The 19,893-nt window shown below is 68.3% G+C and carries 20 protein-coding genes and 1 pseudogene; 17 read left to right on the top strand and 4 right to left on the bottom strand.

Going from position 1 to position 19,893, the window contains the following annotated elements:
- Together C5F48_RS15090 and C5F48_RS15085 are read right to left on the bottom strand one after the other, a co-directional pair.
- On the bottom strand, positions 1 to 1,000 hold a 1,000-nt coding region (locus C5F48_RS15090; protein ID WP_107664723.1), incomplete at its 3' end, for an ABC transporter substrate-binding protein.
- A gap of 170 nt (positions 1,001 to 1,170) precedes the next feature.
- Entirely contained in the window at positions 1,171 to 1,968 is a 798-nt protein-coding gene (locus C5F48_RS15085) for a DUF72 domain-containing protein (protein ID WP_107664722.1), read from the bottom strand.
- Positions 1,969 to 2,125: 157 nt separating this feature from the next.
- On the opposite strand from C5F48_RS15085, the gene C5F48_RS15080 reads away from it, so the two are divergent.
- From C5F48_RS15080 to C5F48_RS15045, 8 genes are all read left to right on the top strand, one after another.
- Entirely contained in the window at positions 2,126 to 3,181 is a 1,056-nt protein-coding gene (locus tag C5F48_RS15080; protein ID WP_107664721.1) for a tyrosine-type recombinase/integrase, read from the top strand.
- Positions 3,182 to 3,306: 125 nt separating this feature from the next.
- Positions 3,307 to 3,888, top strand: a complete 582-nt coding sequence (locus C5F48_RS15075; protein WP_107664720.1) for an amino acid synthesis family protein — start codon at positions 3,307 to 3,309, stop codon at positions 3,886 to 3,888.
- Positions 3,888 to 5,225, top strand: coding sequence for a hypothetical protein (locus C5F48_RS15070; protein WP_107664719.1), 1,338 nt, complete (start codon positions 3,888 to 3,890; stop codon positions 5,223 to 5,225). Before C5F48_RS15075 ends, C5F48_RS15070 begins: the two co-directional genes overlap by 1 nt.
- 97 nt (positions 5,226 to 5,322) lie before the next feature.
- Complete coding sequence (locus C5F48_RS15065) at positions 5,323 to 6,612, top strand: ABC transporter substrate-binding protein (protein ID WP_107664718.1); 1,290 nt, start codon at positions 5,323 to 5,325, stop codon at positions 6,610 to 6,612.
- Between the two features lie 34 nt (positions 6,613 to 6,646).
- Positions 6,647 to 7,525 (top strand): branched-chain amino acid ABC transporter permease, encoded by an 879-nt coding sequence (locus tag C5F48_RS15060; protein ID WP_107664717.1) that lies wholly within the window; start codon positions 6,647 to 6,649, stop codon positions 7,523 to 7,525.
- Positions 7,522 to 8,448 (top strand): branched-chain amino acid ABC transporter permease, encoded by a 927-nt coding sequence (locus tag C5F48_RS15055; RefSeq protein ID WP_107664716.1) that lies wholly within the window; start codon positions 7,522 to 7,524, stop codon positions 8,446 to 8,448. The genes C5F48_RS15060 and C5F48_RS15055 overlap by 4 nt, the downstream gene beginning before the upstream one ends.
- On the top strand, positions 8,445 to 9,143 hold the full coding sequence (locus C5F48_RS15050; RefSeq protein ID WP_107664715.1) for an ABC transporter ATP-binding protein: 699 nt from the start codon (positions 8,445 to 8,447) through the stop codon (positions 9,141 to 9,143). Before C5F48_RS15055 ends, C5F48_RS15050 begins: the two co-directional genes overlap by 4 nt.
- Positions 9,144 to 9,839: an ABC transporter ATP-binding protein gene (locus tag C5F48_RS15045; RefSeq protein ID WP_107664714.1), complete on the top strand. Its 696-nt coding sequence runs from the start codon at positions 9,144 to 9,146 to the stop codon at positions 9,837 to 9,839.
- Here the strand turns inward: C5F48_RS15045 and cbbR are convergent.
- Entirely contained in the window at positions 9,824 to 10,771 is a 948-nt protein-coding gene (cbbR, locus tag C5F48_RS15040) for a LysR family regulator CbbR (protein WP_107664713.1), read from the bottom strand. The two genes, C5F48_RS15045 and cbbR, sit on opposite strands and share 16 nt — an antisense overlap.
- Before the next feature lie 150 nt (positions 10,772 to 10,921).
- On the opposite strand from cbbR, the gene C5F48_RS15035 reads away from it, so the two are divergent.
- The 9 genes from C5F48_RS15035 (at position 10,922) to C5F48_RS14995 (ending at position 19,423) form a co-directional block, all read left to right on the top strand.
- Positions 10,922 to 11,869 carry a class 1 fructose-bisphosphatase gene (locus tag C5F48_RS15035; RefSeq protein WP_245941261.1) on the top strand — a complete coding sequence of 316 codons (948 nt, stop codon included), beginning with the start codon at positions 10,922 to 10,924 and terminating at the stop codon, positions 11,867 to 11,869.
- Between the two features lie 4 nt (positions 11,870 to 11,873).
- Complete coding sequence (locus C5F48_RS15030) at positions 11,874 to 12,746, top strand: phosphoribulokinase (protein WP_107664711.1); 873 nt, start codon at positions 11,874 to 11,876, stop codon at positions 12,744 to 12,746.
- A 17-nt stretch (positions 12,747 to 12,763) separates the two neighbouring features.
- The gene (gene fba / locus C5F48_RS15025) at positions 12,764 to 13,843 is read left to right on the top strand and encodes a class II fructose-bisphosphate aldolase (protein WP_107664710.1); all 1,080 of its coding nucleotides are present in this window, start codon (positions 12,764 to 12,766) and stop codon (positions 13,841 to 13,843) included.
- 14 nt (positions 13,844 to 13,857) lie between these two features.
- Positions 13,858 to 15,318: a form I ribulose bisphosphate carboxylase large subunit gene (locus tag C5F48_RS15020; protein ID WP_107664709.1), complete on the top strand. Its 1,461-nt coding sequence runs from the start codon at positions 13,858 to 13,860 to the stop codon at positions 15,316 to 15,318.
- An 11-nt stretch (positions 15,319 to 15,329) separates the two neighbouring features.
- The gene (locus tag C5F48_RS15015) at positions 15,330 to 15,719 is read left to right on the top strand and encodes a ribulose bisphosphate carboxylase small subunit (RefSeq protein ID WP_107664708.1); all 390 of its coding nucleotides are present in this window, start codon (positions 15,330 to 15,332) and stop codon (positions 15,717 to 15,719) included.
- A gap of 104 nt (positions 15,720 to 15,823) precedes the next feature.
- Positions 15,824 to 16,753 (top strand): CbbX protein, encoded by a 930-nt coding sequence (gene cbbX / locus C5F48_RS15010; RefSeq protein ID WP_107664707.1) that lies wholly within the window; start codon positions 15,824 to 15,826, stop codon positions 16,751 to 16,753.
- Positions 16,750 to 17,439 (top strand): HAD family hydrolase, encoded by a 690-nt coding sequence (locus tag C5F48_RS15005; protein ID WP_107664706.1) that lies wholly within the window; start codon positions 16,750 to 16,752, stop codon positions 17,437 to 17,439. Before cbbX ends, C5F48_RS15005 begins: the two co-directional genes overlap by 4 nt.
- A 6-nt stretch (positions 17,440 to 17,445) precedes the next feature.
- Positions 17,446 to 18,105 (top strand): phosphoglycolate phosphatase, encoded by a 660-nt coding sequence (gene gph, locus C5F48_RS15000; RefSeq protein ID WP_107664705.1) that lies wholly within the window; start codon positions 17,446 to 17,448, stop codon positions 18,103 to 18,105.
- A 67-nt stretch (positions 18,106 to 18,172) separates the two neighbouring features.
- Positions 18,173 to 19,423: an AGE family epimerase/isomerase gene (locus C5F48_RS14995; protein ID WP_107664704.1), complete on the top strand. Its 1,251-nt coding sequence runs from the start codon at positions 18,173 to 18,175 to the stop codon at positions 19,421 to 19,423.
- 260 nt (positions 19,424 to 19,683) lie between these two features.
- On the opposite strand, the pseudogene C5F48_RS14990 reads toward C5F48_RS14995, so the two are convergent.
- A pseudogene (locus C5F48_RS14990) lies at positions 19,684 to 19,893 on the bottom strand (hypothetical protein); the annotation flags it as partial.

Below are 19,893 nucleotides of genomic sequence, written 5' to 3'. Positions count from 1 at the left end.
TCGTCAGGCTGCCGTCGGTCGGCAGATAGCTCGGGTCGAAGTAGAGCTTGGCATCCGGCGCCTTGACGAAGGTATAGACCGATTTCGTCTGCTCGATCGCCTTGGCCATCCGCGCCTCGTCGATCCCGCCCAGCCCGTTCTGCTTCACCCAGTCGGTCAGCACGTTGTCGTCGATCGACATCTGCAGCCGCTGCCGCTCCAGCGCCGCATCCGCCGCCGGGTTGCGCGACATCAGCGTCTGGATCGCCGCCTCCGGGTCGGAGATGCTGTCCTTCCAGCCCTTGGCCACGGCGCGGAGGAAGCCCGTCACCGCCTCCGGGTTCGCCTTGGCGAAATCGGTGTTCACGATCACCGCATTGCCGTAGAGCGCCACGCCGTGATCGGCCATCAGCAGCACCGAGACATCCTCGGCCTCCACGCCCAGACGGATGACGTTCAGCGTCGAAGTGAAGGAGAAGCCGGTGACGGCATCGACCTGGCCCTCGGCCAGCATCGGCTCGCGGGTCGGGAAGCCCACCGGCTCCACCGTGATGCTCGCCATGTCGAGGCCGTTCGCCTCGGCGAAGATCGGGAACTGCGCCCAGGCTCCATCGGGCGGCGGCGCGCCCAGCTTCTTGCCGGCGAGATCGGCGGGCGCTTCGATGCCCAGCGACTTGCGCCCGACCACCGCGAAGGGCGGCTTGTCGTAGATCATCATCACCGCCGTCACCGGCGCGCCGGGGTTCTGGTCGAGGAACTTCATCAGGCTGTTGATGTCGGCGAAGCCCACGGGAAAGGCGCCCGTGGCCACTTTCGGGATCGCATCGAGCGAGCCCGCGCCCTCGGAAACCTCCACCGACAGGCCTTCGGCGGTGAAATAGCCTTTGTCCACGGCCACCACATAGGGCGCCGCCGGACCCTCGAACTTCCAGTCGAGCGCGAAGGGCATGGCGGTTTCGGCATGGGCCGCTGCCGCGAGGCTGAAAGCCGCGGCGAAGGCGGCGAGGGACGGACGGAACATGGATATCTCCCCAGAACTAAGATCGTCTCCGACCCTGCGCGGCGCCGGGGCGGTTGCAAGCCGCGCGGCGGGCTTCGGGCAGCGCCGGTGCAACTATGCCCTGAAAACCGGCATCCTGTCGACAACCGCCTAAGCCCGAGGCGATTTATGGGCAGCTGCCCGGAAATGCCTCACTCCAGCCGGTCGATCAGCGCCAGCGCCGCCTGCGGATTGCGCGGCTTGAAGCCGCTGATGACATAGAGGAACACGTCGCGCGGCTTCTCCGGCGCCGGCGGGCCGATCGGCTCCAGCCCCTCGCCGGCCTTTCCCGCCGCCCAGTCCTTCGCCCGCTGCGCCCAGCGCTCCAGCGCCGGCTTGGCATAGCCCAGCGGCTCGTCCTCTGCCGTGCCCATGATCCGGGCATAGACGAAATCCGCAGTGGGGTCGGCGATCAGCGGATGTTCCGAATCCCCGGACAGGGCGATGGCGACATTGTGCTGGCGCGCCAGCTCGACGAAGGCCGGGTCGCGGAAGCTCTCGTGCCGCACCTCCACCACATGCCGCAGCCTGCGCCCCTCGTGCGAGGCGGGCAGCAGAGCGAGGAAGGCCTCGAAATCCTCGGGGTCGAACTGCTTGGTCGGCAGGAACTGCCAGTTCACCGGGCCGAGCTTCTCGCGCAGCTCCATCACGCCGCTGGTGAAGAACCGCTCGACCGAGGCAGCGGATTCGGCCAGCACCTTGCGGTTGGTGGCGAAGCGCGGGGCCTTCAGCGAGAAGACGAAATCCTCCGGCGTCTCGTCATGCCAGCGCGCGAAGCTTTCCGGCTTCTGCGAGCCGTAATAGGTGCCGTTGATCTCGATACTGGTCAGCTGGCGGCTGGCCCATTCCAGCTCGCGCTTCTGCGGCAGGCCCTTGGGATAGAAAGTGTCGCGCCACGGCTCGAACACCCAGCCGCCGATGCCGATGCGGATCCTGCCCGTCTTGCCCATGATCCCTCCTTCTGCCCGTCTCTCAGACTGGCGCATTTTCCGCCGGCTGGCTATCCGGCCTTTGGGCCAACGCGCAAAGGGCCGGTTCGGCTCCCGGTCGGCGCCCCTCTTCTGGCCGCTTGCGCAGGGCCGTGCCGCGCCGCTAGACTCCGCCGCGATGGCACTCCCCGGCACCTTCACCACCAGGACGACGATCGCGCTGTCGCGCGAGGACGAGGCGGCGCTGACCGACCTCTATATCCGTGGCACGCCGGCCAACACGCTGCGGGCCTACGAGCGGGATCTGGTCTACTTGACCGGCTGGAAACAGGCCGCCTTCGGCCAGCCGCTGGCCTGGCCGGAGGCCGAGGCGGTGGCGCTGCGCTTCGTCATCGACCATGCCCGCGACCTGACCGAGGCCCCGCCCGGCGATGCCGCCCGGCTGGCCGCCGAGCAGCTGGTCGCGCTCGGCCTGCGCCGCGGCCTCGCCTGCCCGGCCCCGGCGACGCTGGACCGCCGCATCGCCAGCTGGCAGGCCTTCCACCGGATGCGCAACCTCGGCTCGCCCTTCGAGGCCCCCCTGGTGCGGCAGGCCCGGGCCAAGGCGCGCCGCGCCGCCGCCCGGCCGCGCCAGCCGAAATCGGCGCGGCCGATCACCCTGCCGCTGTTGGAGCTCCTGCTCGCCACCTGCGACAACAGCCTGCGCGGGCTGCGCGACCGGGCGATCCTTAGCCTCGGCTTCGCCAGCGGCGGGCGGCGGCGGTCCGAGATCACCGGGCTCAGGATCGAGGACATCGGCCGCGAGGATTTCGCCGCCAAGGGCATCCTCTGGCTGCGGCTCTGGGAGACCAAGACCACCGCGAAGGGCGCCGCGCCGAAGCTGGTGCTGAAGGGCCGGCCGGCGCGGGCGCTGATGGGCTGGCTGCTGGCGGTCGGCGCCGATGCCGGGCCGCTGTTCCGGCCGATCTCGAAATCCGGACGGGCGCTGCCGCGGCGGCTGGCCCCCGACGCGATCCGCACCATCCTGACGCACCGGCTGGCGCTGGCCGGCCTGCCCGCCGACCATGCCAGCCCGCATGGCCTGCGCTCCGGCTTCCTCACCCAGGCGGCGCTGGACGGCGCGCCGATCCAGGCGGCGATGCGGCTGTCGCTGCACCGCTCGGTGGCGCAGGCCCAGCGCTATTACGACGATGTGGAGATCACCGAGAACCCCGCCGCCGACCTGATGGGCTGAGCCCCGCCCGGTCCGGGGCAATCGGTCGCAGCGGCCCGGTTCGATTGCAGGGACGGCGCTTTTCCTGCAACGTGGCCCGAACCATCGGCCACGCCGCCAATCGGCCCAGATCCCGGAGCCCCGCCTTGCCCGAGTTCACCCTGCGGAAGATGTCGATCCATCTGGAAGAGATCCACCACGACGGCGGCGCGCCCGGCATCACGCCGAAGCTGCGCGGCGCGATCCTCGCCGTGGTGAAGAACCCTTTCGCGACCAGCCATGCCGCCGATCTGCAGCCGGCGATGGAGGATCTCAGGCCGCTGGCTCTGGCGATGACCGACAAGCTGATCGCGGCGCTCGGCGGGCGTGAGGGGATCGACGGCTACGGCAAGGGCGCGCTGGTCGGCGCCCTGGGCGAGACCGAGCATGGCGCGCTCTGGCACGAGCCGGGCGGCAGCGCGATGCGCGAGCGGCTGGGCGAAGCCCGGGCCATCGTGCCCTCGGCGATGAAGCTGGCAGGGATCGGCGGCGCGCTGGATGTGCCCTTGGGCCATATCAACGCCGCCTATGTCCGCAGCCATTTCGACGCGATCACCGTCACCGTGGCGGACGGGCCGCGCCCCGACGAGATCGTCTTCGTGCTGGCCATGGCCAAGGGCGGGCGGGTGCACAGCCGGATGGGCGGGCTGGAGGTCTGGCAGGTCAGGGGCGAGGACGGGCTCTGCTGATGCGGCGGCTGGTGGCGACAATCCTGCTGCTGCCGGGCGCCGCCCTCGCCTGCGCCCTGCCGCCCTCGGTGGTGATGACCCTGCCGACCGGCTATTATATGGCCGGGGCCGCCGCGACCGTGGCGCTGACCGCGCTTCTGGGCAGCGCCAAGGCCCTGCCGGAGATGCGCGGCCACCGGATCTGGACGCGGCGGCTGCTGCTGCCGGTCATGGTGACGAGCTATGCCTCCTTCCTCGGCTTTCTCGCGCTGCTGCTGATCGGCTTTTTCGGCAGCCGCGATCCGATGCACAACCTGATGACGCTGGTGTTCTGGACGGTGATCTGGGTCGCCCTGCCGCTGGCGTCGATGCTCTTCGGCAATCTCTGGCGCTCGATCAACCCGTGGACCGCCCCGGTCCGGATCACCCGCACGCTCTTGGGTCGGCAGGGCGGCATCGGGCTCGGGCACCTCGGGCATCTGCCGGCGGTGGCGGGCTACCTAGGCTTCGGCTGGTTCCAGATCGTCTCGCTCTCGCCCGATGATCCGGCGGTGCTTGCCGGGGTGGCGTTGGTCTACTGGCTAGTCATCTTCGCGCTGGCGGTGGCCGAGGGCGAGGACTGGCTGGAACAGGGCGATTTCCTCACCGTCTACTTCGGCTTCGTCGCAAAGATCGCGCCCTTCTGGCTGCAGATCCGCGGTCGGCGGGCCGATCTGATGGCGGGGTTCCCCGGCGCGCAGGTTCTGGCCATGCCGCCGCTCGCACCGTCGGCCACCGCCTTCGTCACGCTGGCGCTGTCGGTGCTGACCTTCGACGGGCTGCGCGAGACCTTCTGGTGGCTGGGGCTGACCGGGGTCAACCCGCTGGAGTTTCCCGGCCGCTCCGCCGTCATGGGGATCAACACGCTGGGATTGCTTGCGACATGGGTGCTGACGGCGGCGACGATCCTCGGCGCGCTGGCCTTGGGGCGCAGGCTCGGCGGCGCCAGTCCCGGGCCGGTGATGCTCAGCTTTCTCGCCATTGCGGCGGGCTATCACGGGGCTCATTACCTCGTGACGCTGCTGACCTCGGGCCAGTTCACCCTCGCCGCGCTGAACGATCCGTTCTTCCGCGGCGATGCGCTGCTGGGGCTCTCGGCCTTCTATGTCTCCTTCGGCTTCCTCAGCGACGCTGCCAGCATGACGCTGGTGTGGAACGCGCAATTCGCGGCGATCCTCGGCGCGCATCTGCTGGCGGTGACCCTCGGGCTGCGGCTGGCCGGATCGGCGCCGCGGGCCGCGCATCTGCCGGTCACCGCGCTGATGGTCGGCTACACGGTGCTCGGCCTGTGGCTGCTTTCTTCACCGACGGGAGCCTGAGCATGCAAAAGCCATCGACTTTGCCGGCCCACCCCGCCACTTTCCCGACAGACCGCGGCAGAAGGCCGGGGCCTGCCCCACATGCGGAGACATCCCGATGAAACCACAGATGATCAACGCCACCCCCTCGCGTCGCTCGGTGCTCAAGGGGCTGACGGCCGGCGGCGCGCTGGCGGTCGGCGGCTTTCCCGGCTTCCTGCAGGCGCAATCCTCGGCGCCGATCAAGCTGGGGTTCCAACTGCACCGCACCGGCATCGGCGCGGCCTACGGGCGCTGGTACGAGCGCACGACGCAGGCCGCGTTGAAGCGGCTGAACGAGGCGGGCGGGATCAACGGACGCCCGGTCGAGGTGATCTTCGAGGATGACGGCACCGACCCGAAACGCGGCTCGGAAGTGGTGGAGAAGCTGGCGAGCCAGCATGGCTGCGACGCGATCTTCGGCCCGCTGTTCAGCCATGTGGTGATCGGCTCCGCCCCCCGTGCGGGCGAGCTGAAGGTGCCCTATCTGGTCTGCTCCGAAGGCTTCCACGTCGCCTCGGGCATGCTGAACCGCTGGACGCTGCAGCCGGGCATCACCGATGTGCGGGCGCAGGTCACGGCGATGGCCCCTTGGGTCACGCAGACGCTGGGCAAGAAGGTGACGATGGTCTTCCCCGACTACGCCTTCGGCCATGACCACCGCGACTTCTTCACCGCGGCGGTCGAGGCGCAGGGCGGCGAGGTGATCGCGCAGCTGGCGATCCCGCCGACCGAGACCAGCTTCACCCGCTACTTCCCGCGCATCCCGGCCGAGACCGAGGTGCTCTATCACGTCATGGTCGGCCCAGCGGTGCTGACCTTCGTCAAGGAGCTGGGCGAGTTCTACGGTTCGGGCGAGAAGCCGCAGATCTTCGGCTTCATCGACTCGCTTGAGGCGGTCGATCTTGCCAGCCCGGGTCTCGAATTCCTCGAGGGCACGCATTTCTGGGAAGGCCAGTGCCGCACCCAGCAGCCCGACGCGACCGAGGCCGAGATCGCCTATCGCGCCGCGGTGGGCGTCGATGCCAACGGCGCCTCGGTCGCCGACCCCAAGGACATCTCGACCTACAGCCACATGTTCTCCTGCTGGGAGACGCTGTTCATCCTGAAGGCCGGGATGGAGGCGGCGGGCTATCAGTCGACCGCCGACCGGAAGAAGCTGGTGGAGGCGATCGAGGCGATGACCACGATGAGCGCGGGCACCGAGCATCCGCAGGGCGACAAGCGCTTCAACGGCAAGACGCATCAGGTCTTCGGCCATCAGTTCATCAGCCGGGTCGAGGGCGGCAAGCTGATCCGCGTCCATACCACGAGCCTCGAGGACGGCATGTACGACGACATGGTGGATTACACCACCCAGTCGTTCTGAGAAAGGCAGGGGGCTCCGGCCCTCGCGGAACCCCTTGGATTTCGGACCTTTTCTCCTTCTCGCCCTGATGGAAGGGCTGGTGATGGCGGCGGTGCTCGCCCTCACCGCCGTCGGGCTGTCGCTGGTCTTCGGCGTGATGCGCGTGGTCAACGTGGCGCATGGCGAGTTCTTCATGCTGGGCGCGGTGGCGGCGTGGTTCGTCACCTCGTGGATGCCGGGGCCGCCCTGGCTGGGCTTCGTCGCGACGCTTCTCTTGGCGCCGCTGGCCGTGGCGGCTGTGGCGGCGCTTGCCGACCGGCTGGTGCTGAAGCGGCTGAACTACGACCCCGAGGCGACCATCGTCGCCACCATCGGCCTGCTCTACATCCTGCAACAGGCGGCGCTCAGCCTCTACGGCCCCGATGCCCGCCCGGTGCCCGCGCCCTTCGAGCTGCGCCTGCAGCTGCCGTGGTTCGGCTATTCCGGCTATAAGCTCTTCGTCGTGGCGGCTGCGGGGCTGGTGCTGCTGGCCGTGTGGCTCATCATGACGCGCAGCCGGATCGGGCTGGTGATGCGCGCCACCCAGATCGACCGGCCGACGGCGCAGGCCTTCGGCATCGACGTGGACCGGGTCTATGCCGGCGTCTTCGCCATGGGAGCGGGGCTGGCGGCCATCGCGGCGGTGCTGATCGTGCCGATCCAGCAGGCGCATTACCTGATGGGGGGCGACCCGCTCCTCCTCTCCTTCATCGTCGTCATCATCGGCGGTCTGGGCAGCCTGCGCGGCACGCTGGTGGCGGCGCTGCTGATCGGGCTCAGCGACGGGGTGATCTCGGTCTTCTACGCGCCGACGCTGGCCAAGATCCTCGCCACGCTCTTCGTCGCCCTGGTGCTGGTCTTCCGCCCGCAGGGCCTGTTCGGAGCGAAGGCATGAAGGCGCTCGCCCTGCATCTGGCGCTGATCGGGGCGCTTCTGGCGGTGCAAGTCGTGCTGCCGCCCTACCACTACACCAATGTGGCGAGGGTCATGGTGCTGGCGGTCTATGCCATGGGCTACAACATCGCTTTCGGCTACACCGGGCTCCTGTCGCTCGGCCACGCGCTGTTCTTCGCCGCAGGGATGTATGCCACGGGACTCGCGGTGCACAGCGCACCGGCGCTCTTGGCCCTGCCGCTGGGCATGCTGGCCGGGGCGGCGATGGCGCTGGCCGTCGGGCTTCTGGCGCTGCGGACGGCGGGCGTCGCCTTCATGATCGTCACGCTGATGTTCGCGCAGGCCGGCTATCTGACCATCCTCTATTACGGGCCGGTCACCGGCGGCGACGAGGGCTTCGTGCTGGCGCGGGAGGCGCGGATGCTGGCGGGGCTCGATCTTTCCGCCGATGGGCCGCGCTATCTGACGGCGCTGGCGATCTTTGGCGTGGCGCTGCTGGCCAATCTCGCGCTGGTGCGCTCGGGCTTCGGGCGGGTCATGGTGGCGATGCGCGAGAACGAAGAGCGCAGCCGGATGCTCGGCTACGACCCGTTCCGCACCAAGCTGATCGCCCTCACCCTCTCCGGCCTCTATTCCGGCACGGCGGGGGCGGCCTATGCGCTGATGTTCGGCTATGTCGGCGCCAGCTTCGCCGCGATCCAGTATTCGATCCTGCCGCTGCTCTGGGTGCTGCTGGGCGGGGCCGGCACGGTGCTCGGCCCGTTCTTCGGCGCGCTCCTGATGTTCTACCTGATCGACCTGAGCAGTTCGGTCACCGATGCCTCCAACCTCGTCGTCGGCGTGGCGCTGCTGGTTCTGGTGCTCTTCGCTCCGAAAGGCATCCTCGGCACGATCCGCGAGCGGGGGGCGAGATGGCTGCCATGATCCTCGAGGCGCGCGGGCTGACGCGGCATTTCGGCGGGCTGCGGGCGATCCACGCGGTCGATTTCGATCTGACGCAGGGCGAGATCCATGCGCTGATCGGGCCGAACGGGGCGGGCAAGACCACCTTCGTCGGCCTGCTCTCCGGGCGCATCCCGGTCGAGGCGGGCACGATCCGCTTTGCCGGAGACGACATCACCCGCCTGCCCGCGCATCGGCGGGTCCGGCTCGGCATCGCCTATACCTTCCAGATCACCTCGATCTACCCCCGGCTCAGCGTCCACGACAACCTCGCGCTGGCCGTGCAGCAGCGGGGCGCCGCCGACCTTGGGCGCGAGACGCTGGCGGCGCTGGAGCGTGTCGGGCTCGCCGGGCGGGCCGCGCAGGAGGCCGGGACGCTGGCCTACGGTCACCAGCGGCTGCTGGAGATCGCCATGGGGCTGGCGCTCTCGCCCCGGCTTCTGATCCTCGACGAGCCGACGCAGGGGCTGGCCAATGCCGAGATCGACGCCTTCAAGGCGCTGGTCCGCTCGGTCGTACCCGAGACGACGGTGCTCCTGATCGAGCACAACATGGATGTGGTGATGGATCTGGCCGACCGGATCACCGTGCTGAACGCCGGCGAGGTTCTGGCCTCCGGCCCTCCCGCGCAGATCCGCGCCAACGAGGCGGTGCAGACCGCCTATCTGGGGGGCTGAATGCTGCGGCTGGACGGGATCGACGCGGGCTATGGCAATGTGCAGGTGCTGCGGGGGCTGAGCCTGGAGGCTTCGCCGGGCGAGGTGCTCTGCGTCATGGGGCGCAACGGGGCGGGCAAGACGACGATGCTGCGCGCCATCATGGGGCAGGTGAAGTTGACAGCTGGCAACATCACGCTGGACGGGGCGCGGGTCGACGGGCTGCCGCCCCACCGGGCGCCGCGGCAGGGCATCGGCTATGTGCCGCAGGGGCGGCGGCTGTTCGGGCCGATGACGGTGGCCGAGAACCTCGAGATCGGGCTGATGACCCGCGGCAAGGGGGCCGCGACACGGGAGCGGGTGCTGGAGCTGTTTCCCCGGCTGCGCGAGCGGCTGGGGCAGGTTTCGGCCACGCTGTCGGGTGGCGAGCAGCAGATGCTGGCCATCGCCCGCGCGCTCTGCCTCGAGCCGCAGGTGCTGCTGCTCGATGAGCCGACCGAGGGGCTGCAACCCTCGATGATCGCACTGATCCGCCAGACGGTGACGGCGCTGAAGGCGACCGGGGTGGCGACGGTGCTGGTCGAGCAGCGGGTGGAGGCGGTGCTGAGCATGGCCGACCGCGTGGCCTTCGTCGAGAACGGCGCGGTGGCCGAGCTGGTGGCAGCAGCGGGGCTGGCGGCGGATGCGCCGCAGTTCCGCCGCTACGTCGGGGTCTGAACGGCCGGGCGGGTGTTGGGCAGGTAGCTGCCCTTCAGCCCGATGATCGCCTCCTGCAGGCGCAGCGCCGCCGGCCGCAGCCGGGCATCGACCGGATGCACGAGGAACCAGTGCCGCTCGATCGGCAGGCCGGCGGCGGAGAGCTGCACCAGCTGGCCGAAGCGCAGTTCGTCCATCACGGTATGCAGCGACAGGAAGGCGATGCCGAGCCCGGCGATCACCGCCTGCTTGATGGTCTCGTTCGAATCCATCTCCACGATGTCGATCACCTGCCCGTCGCCCAGCCGGTCGAGGTAGCGCGACATCAGCAGCCGGGTGCCGGAGCCCTCCTCGCGGGCGAGGAAGGTCTGCGCCAGAAGCTCGGGCGCCGGCGCCTCGCGCCCGGCCAGAGGGTGGTCGGGCCGCGCCACCAGACCGTGCGGATGCGGGCCCAGCGCCACCGAGGCGACCTCGGGCACCCGGGGCGGGCGGCCCATGATCGCCAGATCGACGACATGGCGCTGCAGGTCCTCGACGATCTGCTCGCGGTTGCGCACCCGCAGCGCCACGCGAATCTCGGGGCAGAGCTCCTGCAGCCTGTGCACGAGAAGTGGGGCGAAATAGCGCCCGGTGGAGACCACGCCCAGCGTCACCTGCCCGGAACGGCCCTCGCTGACCGCCATCACTTGGTATGAGGCCTGCGACAGAATGACGTCGATCCGCTGCGCCGCCTCCAGCACCGCCTCTCCGGCGGGGGTCAGGGAGAAGGCGGTGCTGTCGGCGCCACGGTTGAGCAGGGGGAGCGCGAAGACCTCTTCCAAGTTCTTGATCTGGTTGTGGATTGCCGGTGGCGTCAGGCCGATTTTCTCGGCTGCCGCGGTCAGGGAACCGCGCTCCGCCACCGCAGCAAGCGCCCGCAATTGTTTCAAAGTGAGGGCATCCAGCCGGATCATTCAGTTTTCCTGAAGCAAACTTCAATCTTATTAAATTCCATGGAACTTCGGTTTTGGCAAGGGTCGTCCCATCGAACGTGGGAGGTTACCGTGTTGTTCATACCTGCGGCTCTGCCGACAGACGCCATCCCCGCCGCCCTGCATGAGGTCATGCAGCGGCTGGCTGCAGTCTCCATCGACATCGCGCATCGCATCGCCCGGGGCGGGATCGACGAGGATCTGGCCGGGGCGCGCGGGGTGAATGCGGACGGCGACGGGCAGAAGGCGCTGGACGTGATCGCCGACGACGCCTTCCGCGCGGCGCTGCAGGACACGGCGGTGCGCTACTACGCCTCGGAAGAGCAGGAGGAGGCGGTGGAGCTGAACCCGGCGGGCACGCTGGCGCTCGCCATCGACCCGCTGGACGGGTCTTCCAACATCGACACCAACCTGTCGATCGGCACGATCTTCGCGATCTACCCCGCCGAGGAAACCGCCGCGCAGAGCTTCCTGCGCAGCGGAACCGACCTGCTGGCGGGCGGCTATGTGATCTACGGGCCGCAATGCTGTCTGGTGGTCTCCTTCGGGGCGGGCACGCTGAAATATGTGCTCGACGCCGCGACGCAGGGCTTCGTGCTGGTGGATGCTGCGGTGAGGGTGCCGCCGAGCTCCAGCGAATTCGCGATCAACGCCTCGAACTACCGCCACTGGCCCAAGCCGATCCGCGCCTATATCGACGATTGCGTCGCGGGCACCGAGGGGCCGCGCGGGCGGAACTTCAACATGCGCTGGCTCGCGTCGCTGGTGGCCGAGACCCATCGCATCATCTCGCGCGGCGGGGTGTTCCTGTATCCCAAGGACGACCGCAAGGGCTACCAGCAGGGGCGGCTGCGGCTGCTCTACGAATGCGCGCCCATCGCCTTCGTCATCACCCAGGCGGGCGGCGGAGCGACGGACGGGGAAAACCCGATCCTGACGGCCGCGCCCGCGCATCTGCACGCCCGCACCCCCTTCGTCTTCGGTTCATCGGAAAAGGTTGCCCGGATTTCGGCTTACCACGACCTCCCCGAGCACGAAACCTCCGCCCTCTTCGGCAATCGCGGCCTCTTCCGGAGCTGAGTTCATGAGCAAGAAACACCCCATCATCGCCGTCACCGGCTCGTCCGGCGCGGGCACATCGACGGTCAAGCACACTTTCGACCAGATCTTCCGCCGCGAGGGCGTCACCGCGGTGTCGATCGAGGGCGACGCCTTCCACCGCTACAACCGCGCCGCGATGAAGGCCGAGCTGGACCGCCGCTATGCCGCGGGCGACATGACTTTCTCGCATTTCTCCTTCGAGGCCAACGAGTTGGGCGAGCTGCAGCGGGTGTTCCGCGAATATGGCGAGACCGGCACCGGCAAGACCCGCACCTATGTGCATGACGCCAGCGAGGCCGAGAAGACCGGCGTCGCGCCGGGAAACTTCACCGAATGGGCGCCGTTTCCCGATGACAGCGATCTTCTGTTCTACGAGGGGCTGCACGGGTCGGTGGTCAATGACGAGGTGAACCTTGCCGAGCTGGCCGATCTGAAGATCGGCGTGGTGCCGGTGATCAACCTCGAATGGATCCAGAAGATCCACCGCGACCGAGCCACCCGCGGCTACACCACCGAGGCGGTGACCGACGTGATCCTGCGCCGGATGCATGCCTACGTCCATTGCATCACGCCGCAGTTCACCCGGACCGACATCAACTTCCAGCGGGTGCCGGTGGTCGACACCTCGAACCCGTTCATCGCCCGCTGGATCCCGACTGCCGACGAGAGCCTCGTCGTCATCCGCTTCCGCAACCCGCGCGGCATCGATTTTCCCTACCTGACTTCGATGATCCACGGCTCCTGGATGAGCCGCGCCAATTCCATCGTCATTCCCGGCAACAAGCTGGACCTCGCGATGCAACTGATCCTGACCCCGCTGATCGAGCGGCTCGTGCGCGAGAGCAAGCGCGCCTGAACCCGGAGGAACCCGATATGGCCTTGATTACCCTCAGACAATTGCTCGACCATGCCGCGGAGCGCGGCTATGGCGTGCCCGCCTTCAACATCAACAACATGGAGCAGGGGCTGGCGATCATGAAGGCGGCGAAGGCCGTCGACGCGCCGGTGATCCTGCAGGCCTCGCGCGGGGCGCGCAGCTATGCCGGCGACATCATGCTGGTGCATATGGTGCAGGCGCTGGCCGAGACCTATCCGACGATCCCGATCTGCCTGCATCAGGACCACGGCAACAACGAGGCCACCTGCCTGTCGGCGATCCGGCACGGCTTCACCTCGGTGATGATGGACGGCTCGCTGGAGGCCGACATGAAGACCGTGGCCTCCTATGACTACAACCTCGACATCACCCGCCGCGTCACCGATTGCGCGCATTGGGTGGGGGCCTCTGTTGAGGGCGAACTGGGGGTGCTGGGCAGCCTGGAGAAGGGCGAGGCCGAGGCGGAGGACGGGTCGGGCGCGGAAGGCGAGCTCGACCACAGCCAGATGCTGACCGACCCGGATCAGGCGGTGGATTTCGTGCAGCGCACCGGGGTCGATGCCCTGGCCATCGCCATGGGCACCAGCCACGGCGCCTACAAGTTCAGCCGCAAGCCGGACGGCGAGATCCTCGCCATGTCGGTGATCGAGGAGATCCACAAGCGGCTGCCGGGCACGCATCTGGTGATGCACGGCTCTTCCTCGGTGCCGCAGGAGCTGCAGGACCTGATCAACCGCTACGGCGGGCAGATGCCGCAGACCTATGGCGTGCCGGTGGAGGAGATCGAGCGCGGCATCCGTCACGGGGTGCGCAAGGTCAACATCGACACCGATTGCCGCATGGCGCTGACCGGGCAGTTCCGCAAGGTCGCCATGGAGAACCCGGCGGAGTTCGATCCGCGCAAGTTCCTGATCCCGGCGATGAAGGAGCTGGAAACGCTGGTCCGCGACCGTTTCGAGCGGTTCGGCACGGCGGGCAACGCCTCGAAGATCACCGTCATCCCGCTGGATGACATGGCCAGACGCTACGCAAGCGGCACCCTTGATCCGGCGATCGGCGCCGCCAGGGCCGCGTGAAGGGAGGACGCATCATGGATACCAAGGCGACCGAAATCAAAGGCAAGGAACGCTACAAGGCGGGCGTGCTGAAATACGCGCAGATGGGGTATTGGGATGGCGACTACGAGCCGAAACCGACCGACCTCCTGGCCCTGTTCCGCATCACCCCGCAGGAGGGCGTCGACCCGATCGAGGCCGCCGCCGCCGTGGCCGGCGAATCTTCCACCGCGACATGGACCGTGGTCTGGACCGACCGGCTGACCGCCTGCGACCAGTACCGCGCCAAGGCCTACAAGGTCGAACCCGTGCCGGGCACCCCGGGGCAGTATTTCTGCTATGTCGCCTACGACCTGATCCTGTTCGAGGAAGGCTCCATCGCCAACCTGACGGCCTCGATCATCGGCAACGTCTTCTCGTTCAAGCCGCTGAAGGCCGCGCGTCTGGAGGACATGCGCCTGCCGGTGGCCTATGTTAAGACCTTCAAGGGGCCGCCGACCGGCATCGTCGGCGAGCGCGAGCGGCTGGACAAGTTCGGCAAGCCGCTGCTTGGCGCCACCACGAAGCCCAAGCTGGGGCTGTCCGGCAAGAACTACGGCCGGGTGGTCTACGAGGGGCTGCGCGGCGGGCTCGACTTCATGAAGGACGACGAGAACATCAACTCGCAGCCCTTCATGCACTGGCGCGACCGTTTCCTCTACGTGATGGAGGCGGTGAACCTGGCCTCGGCGCGGACCGGCGAGGTGAAGGGGCATTACCTCAACATCACCGCCGGCACGATGGAGGAGATGTATGCGCGGGCCGAGTTCGCCAAGCAGCTCGGCTCCATCGTCGTCATGGTCGACCTGATCGTCGGCTGGACGGCGATCCAGTCGATCTCGAACTGGTGCCGGGCCAATGACATGATCCTGCACATGCACCGCGCGGGGCATGGCACCTACACAAGGCAGAAGAACCACGGCATCAGCTTCCGCGTCATCGCCAAGTGGCTGCGGCTGGCGGGGGTGGACCACCTGCACACCGGCACGGCGGTCGGCAAGTTGGAAGGCGACCCGATGACGGTGCAGGGCTATTACAACGTCTGCCGCGAGACGAAGAACGAGGTCGACCTGCAGCGCGGGATCTTCTTCGAGCAGGAGTGGGGCGACATCAGGAAGGTCATGCCGGTCGCCTCGGGCGGCATCCATGCCGGGCAGATGCACCAGCTTCTGAGCCTGTTCGGCGACGATGTGGTGCTGCAGTTCGGCGGCGGCACCATCGGCCACCCGATGGGCATCCAGGCCGGGGCCGCCGCCAACCGCGTGGCGCTGGAAGCGATGGTGCTGGCCCGCAACGAGGGCCGCAACATCGACGTGGAAGGGCCGGAGATCCTCCGCGCCGCCGCGAAATGGTGCAAGCCGCTGGAAGCCGCCCTCGATACCTGGGGCAACATCACCTTCAACTACACCTCCACCGACACCTCGGACTTCGTGCCGACGGCCTCGGTCTCGATGTAAGGAGCGAACGGATGCGTATCACACAGGGCTGCTTCTCGTTTCTGCCGGACCTGACGGACCAGCAGATCACCGCACAGGTGGAATACTGTCTCGGCAAGGGCTGGGCGATCGGGGTGGAATACACCGACGACCCGCATCCCCGGAACACCTTCTGGGAGATGTGGGGCATGCCGATGTTCGACCTGCGCGACGCCAAGGGGGTGATGATCGAGCTGGAGGAATGCCGCAAGGCCTTCCCGCAGCATTACATCCGGCTGAACGCCTTCGACAACAGCCGCGGCACCGAGACGATCACCATGAGCTTCATCGTGAACCGTCCCGAGACCGAGCCGGAGATCTCGATGACCCGGACCGAGGTGGACGGGCGGGCGATCCGCTACACCCACAGCATCGCCCGCTGATCCGCTTCCTCCCGGACGGATCGACCGGCGGAAAGGCGGGGGGCTGTCTGCCCCCCGGACCCCCCGAGGATATTTTTCGACAGAAAATGGGGCAGGAGACTGCGATGACCGAAGAAGCCGCGGCGGCGCCGACCACGATCGACCTTCGCGCCGAATACGAAAGCTCCGGCGCGCGCGAGGTGTTGGAGGAGCTGGACCGCGAGCTGATCGGTCTGAAGCCGGTGAAGGACCGCATCCGCGAGACGGCGGCGCTTCTTCTGGTGGAGAAGGCGCGGCAGAAGCTGGGGCTGGCGCATGGCACGCCGACGCTGCACATGAGCTTCACCGGCAATCCCGGGACCGGAAAGACCACGGTCGCGCTGAAGATGGCCGGACTGCTGCACCGGCTGGGCTATGTGCGCAAGGGCCATCTGGTCAGCGTGACCCGCGACGATCTGGTGGGGCAATACATCGGCCATACCGCGCCAAAGACCAAGGACGTGCTGAAGCGCGCCATGGGCGGCGTGCTGTTCATCGACGAGGCCTATTACCTCTACCGGCCCGACAACGAGCGGGATTACGGGCAGGAGGCGATCGAGATCCTGCTGCAGGTGATGGAGAACAACCGTGACGATCTGGTGGTGATCCTGGCTGGCTATGCCGACCGGATGGAGAATTTCTTCAACTCCAATCCCGGCTTCCGCTCGCGCATCGCGCATCACATCGAATTCCCGGACTACACCGACGAGGAGTTGCACCGGATCGCCGGGCACATGCTGGAAGAGCAGAACTACCGCCTGACCAAGGAGGCCGAGGCGGCGCTGACCGATTACATTTCGTTGCGGCGGGCGCAGCCGCATTTCGCCAATGCCCGCTCGATCCGCAATGCGCTGGACCGGGCGCGGCTCAGGCAGGCGAACCGGCTGTTCAGCGCCTCGACCGGGCCGCTGGACGCCGCGGCGCTGTCGACCCTCACCGCCGAGGATATCCGGGCGAGCCGGGTTTTTCAGGGCGGGCTGGAGAGCGAGCGGCGCCGGACGGAGGTCCAGGCATGATCCGCGCCATCATCTTCGACGTGGACGGCACGCTGGCGGAAACCGAGGAGCTGCACCGACGCGCCTTCAACGACACCTTCGCCCGGATCGGCGTCGACTGGCACTGGGACCGCGAGATCTACCGCGACCTGCTGACCACCACGGGGGGCAAGGAGCGGATCGAGCGCTTCCTGCGCTATCAGGCCGGCGATCCGGCGCCGCTGCCGGTGGCCGAGATACACGCGCTGAAGACCGCGCGCTATGTCGAGCTGGTGGCGGCGGGCCATGTCGCGCTGCGGCCGGGCATCGCCGCGCTGATCGAGGAGGCGCAGCGCGCAGGGGTGCGGCTGGCGATGGCGACCACCACCAGCCTGCCCAGCGCCGATGCGCTGTGCCGCGCGGCCTTCGGCAGGCCGGCGGCGGAGGTCTTCGAGGCGATCGCCGCCGGCGACATGGTGGCGGCGAAGAAGCCGGCGCCGGATGTCTACCTGCTGGCGCTGCAGCAGCTTGGGCTGCCGCCGGAGGACTGCGTGGCGCTGGAGGATTCGCGCAACGGTCTGCGCGCGGCGCGGGCGGCGGGGTTGCGCTGCATCGTCTCTCCGGGCTTCTATACGCTCGGCGAGGATTTCACCGGGGCGGCGCGCCGGGTGGATTGCTTCGCGGATCTGGGCGGCCTCGACGGGTTGCGGGAAACGGTGGGGGCCTGAGAGCATATGGCGGCGGTGATCTTCGACCTGGACGGAACGCTGGTCGATTCCGCGCCGGATATCCATGCCGCGCTGAACCTGACGCTGGCGGAGGAGGCGGCCCCGCCGCTGACCCTGCCGCAGGTGGTGAGCTTCATCGGCAACGGCGTGCCGGTTCTGATCGAGCGGGTGATGCGGGCGCGGGGCGAACCCGCCGACGCCGCCCGGCACAAGGATCTGCACGACCGCTTCATGCGGCACTACAACGCCGACCCGGCGACGCTGACCACTCTTTATCCCGGGGTGGAGGCCTGCCTGCGCGGGCTGTCGGCTTCGGGCTGGCAGATTGGGCTCTGCACCAACAAGCCGCAGGGGCCGTCGCGCGAGATCCTCGGCAGCTTCGGCCTGCTGGAGCTGTTCGCCGTGGTGATCGGCGGCGACAGCCTGAGCGTGAAGAAGCCCGATCCCGCACCGCTGCGGGCGGCGGCGGCGGCCTTTGCCGCGGGGCCGGTGCTCTATGTCGGCGACAGCGAGGTGGACGCAGCGACCGCGGCGGCGGCCGGCCTGCCCTTCGCGCTGTTCACCGAGGGCTATCGCAAGACCCCGGCGCAGGACCTGCCGCATCAGGCGCTGTTCAGCCATTTCGACGCGCTGCCAGCCCTGCTGCAGGGCCTCGCCCGCAGCTGAGGCGTTTCCCGGCGCGGCATTCTGCCCTATATGCCTCTGCGACGACAGTTTTTCGCGCGGAGGGCACATGACGGCATCGCACTGGATCGGCACCGAGGGGCCGGACTTCATTCAACGACCCGCGCACCGGCTCTGGCTGCTGGACCAGGCGCAGGAGTTGTTCAAGCTCTTCCTGGCCACGCTGAACCCGGCCGGCGGGTTCCATGCGCTCGACACCGAGGGGCGGCCGGTCGAGGACGGGCGGCGGCAGCTGCACGAGACGACGCGGCTGGTGCACTGCTATGCCATGGCGCATCAGCTGGGCATTCCGGGGGCCGACCGGATGATCGACCACGGCATGGCCTATCTGTGGAACGGGCATCGCGACGCCAGCCATGGCGGCTATCTCTGGGGGCTCGACAACGACGACCCGACCAATGGCACGAAACAGGCCTATGGCCATGCCTTCGTGCTGCTGGCCGCCTCCTCGGCCAAGGTGGTGGGGCATCCGGATGCCGACCGGCTGCTGGCCGATGTGACCGAGGTGCTGATGACCCGGTTCTGGGAAGCGGAGGCCGGGGCGACCAGCGAGGAATACGCGCGCGACTGGCAGCCGCTGAGCGGCTATCGCGGGCAGAATTCCAACATGCACCTGACCGAGGCGCTGATGGCGGCCTTCGAGGCGACCGGCGACCTGAGCTATCTTGGCATGGCCGAACGGATCGCCGACCTGATCATCAACCGCCACGCGCGGGCGGCGGGCTGGCGCGTGCCGGAGCATTTCGACGCCGACTGGCGGGTCGACCGCGATTACGAGGGCGACCCGATGTTCCGCCCGGCGGGCACCACGCCTGGACATGCGCTGGAATGGAGCCGGCTGCTGGTGCAGCTCTGGCAGCTCGGGGGCCAGCAGCTCGGCTGGCTGCACGAGGCGGCGGAGGCGCTGTTCCTCACCACGGTGCAGACCGCCTGGGACGGCGAGCGCGGCGGGTTCTACTACACGCTGGACTGGAACGACCGGCCGGCCCGCGCCGATCGCTTCTGGTGGCCCTGCTGCGAGGGGATCGCCGCCGCTTCGGTGCTGGGGCAGATGGGCGGCGACGCGCGGTTCGAGGAGTGGTACCGGCGGATCTGGGGCTTCTCGGCCTCGCATCTCATCGACCGCCGGCATGGCGGCTGGTTCCCCGAGCTGGACCCGGAGCTGCGGCCGGTGAACCGGGTTTTCCAAGGGAAGCCAGACCTTTACCACGCGGTGCAGGCCTGCCTGATTCCGTTGGTCCCGGCCAATGGCAGCGTGACGCGGGGGCTGCGCGACGGGGCGCTGCGGCTGATCGACTGAGCGGCGAAAATTTTCTCAATAATCTGCGGAACCCGGACGGGTCCTCAGGGTTGAACAGGTATCCCCGTGGCTGGCGGTTTTTCCCCAAACGCCTGCCCCTTTACAGCCACGGGTCTATAGCGCCGTCGGTGGGGCCATCCCTCCCTTACCGACGGCGCGCCCCTTTTCCCGAACCAGCACAGCAAAAAGCCCCGGTTCTGCCGGGGCTTGGTCGTTTCTGTCAGGGCGAGGCGGCGCGAGGTGCGCCGCCTGCCGGTCGGTCAGCCGTCGATGCGGTCGACCACGGCCTTGGCGAAGGCCGCGACCACGCCGGCATAGACCTCGGTGCTGGTCGGCGGGATGATGTTCAGGTCGGTGCCCGGCGGCAACAGAGGCAGCGCCTGGTCCATGCTGACGGTCAGGTCGAAGGTTTCGAAATTGGCGTTGTTGTTCATGTCCACCACGTTGACCGTGCCCTGCAGCTTGGTCTC

The organism is Cereibacter changlensis JA139, assembly GCF_003034985.1.
GTDB classification, from domain to species: Bacteria; Pseudomonadota; Alphaproteobacteria; order Rhodobacterales; family Rhodobacteraceae; genus Cereibacter; species Cereibacter changlensis.
Note: the sequence above shows the minus strand (reverse complement) of the source record. Positions and strands in the feature narration are given on the sequence as shown.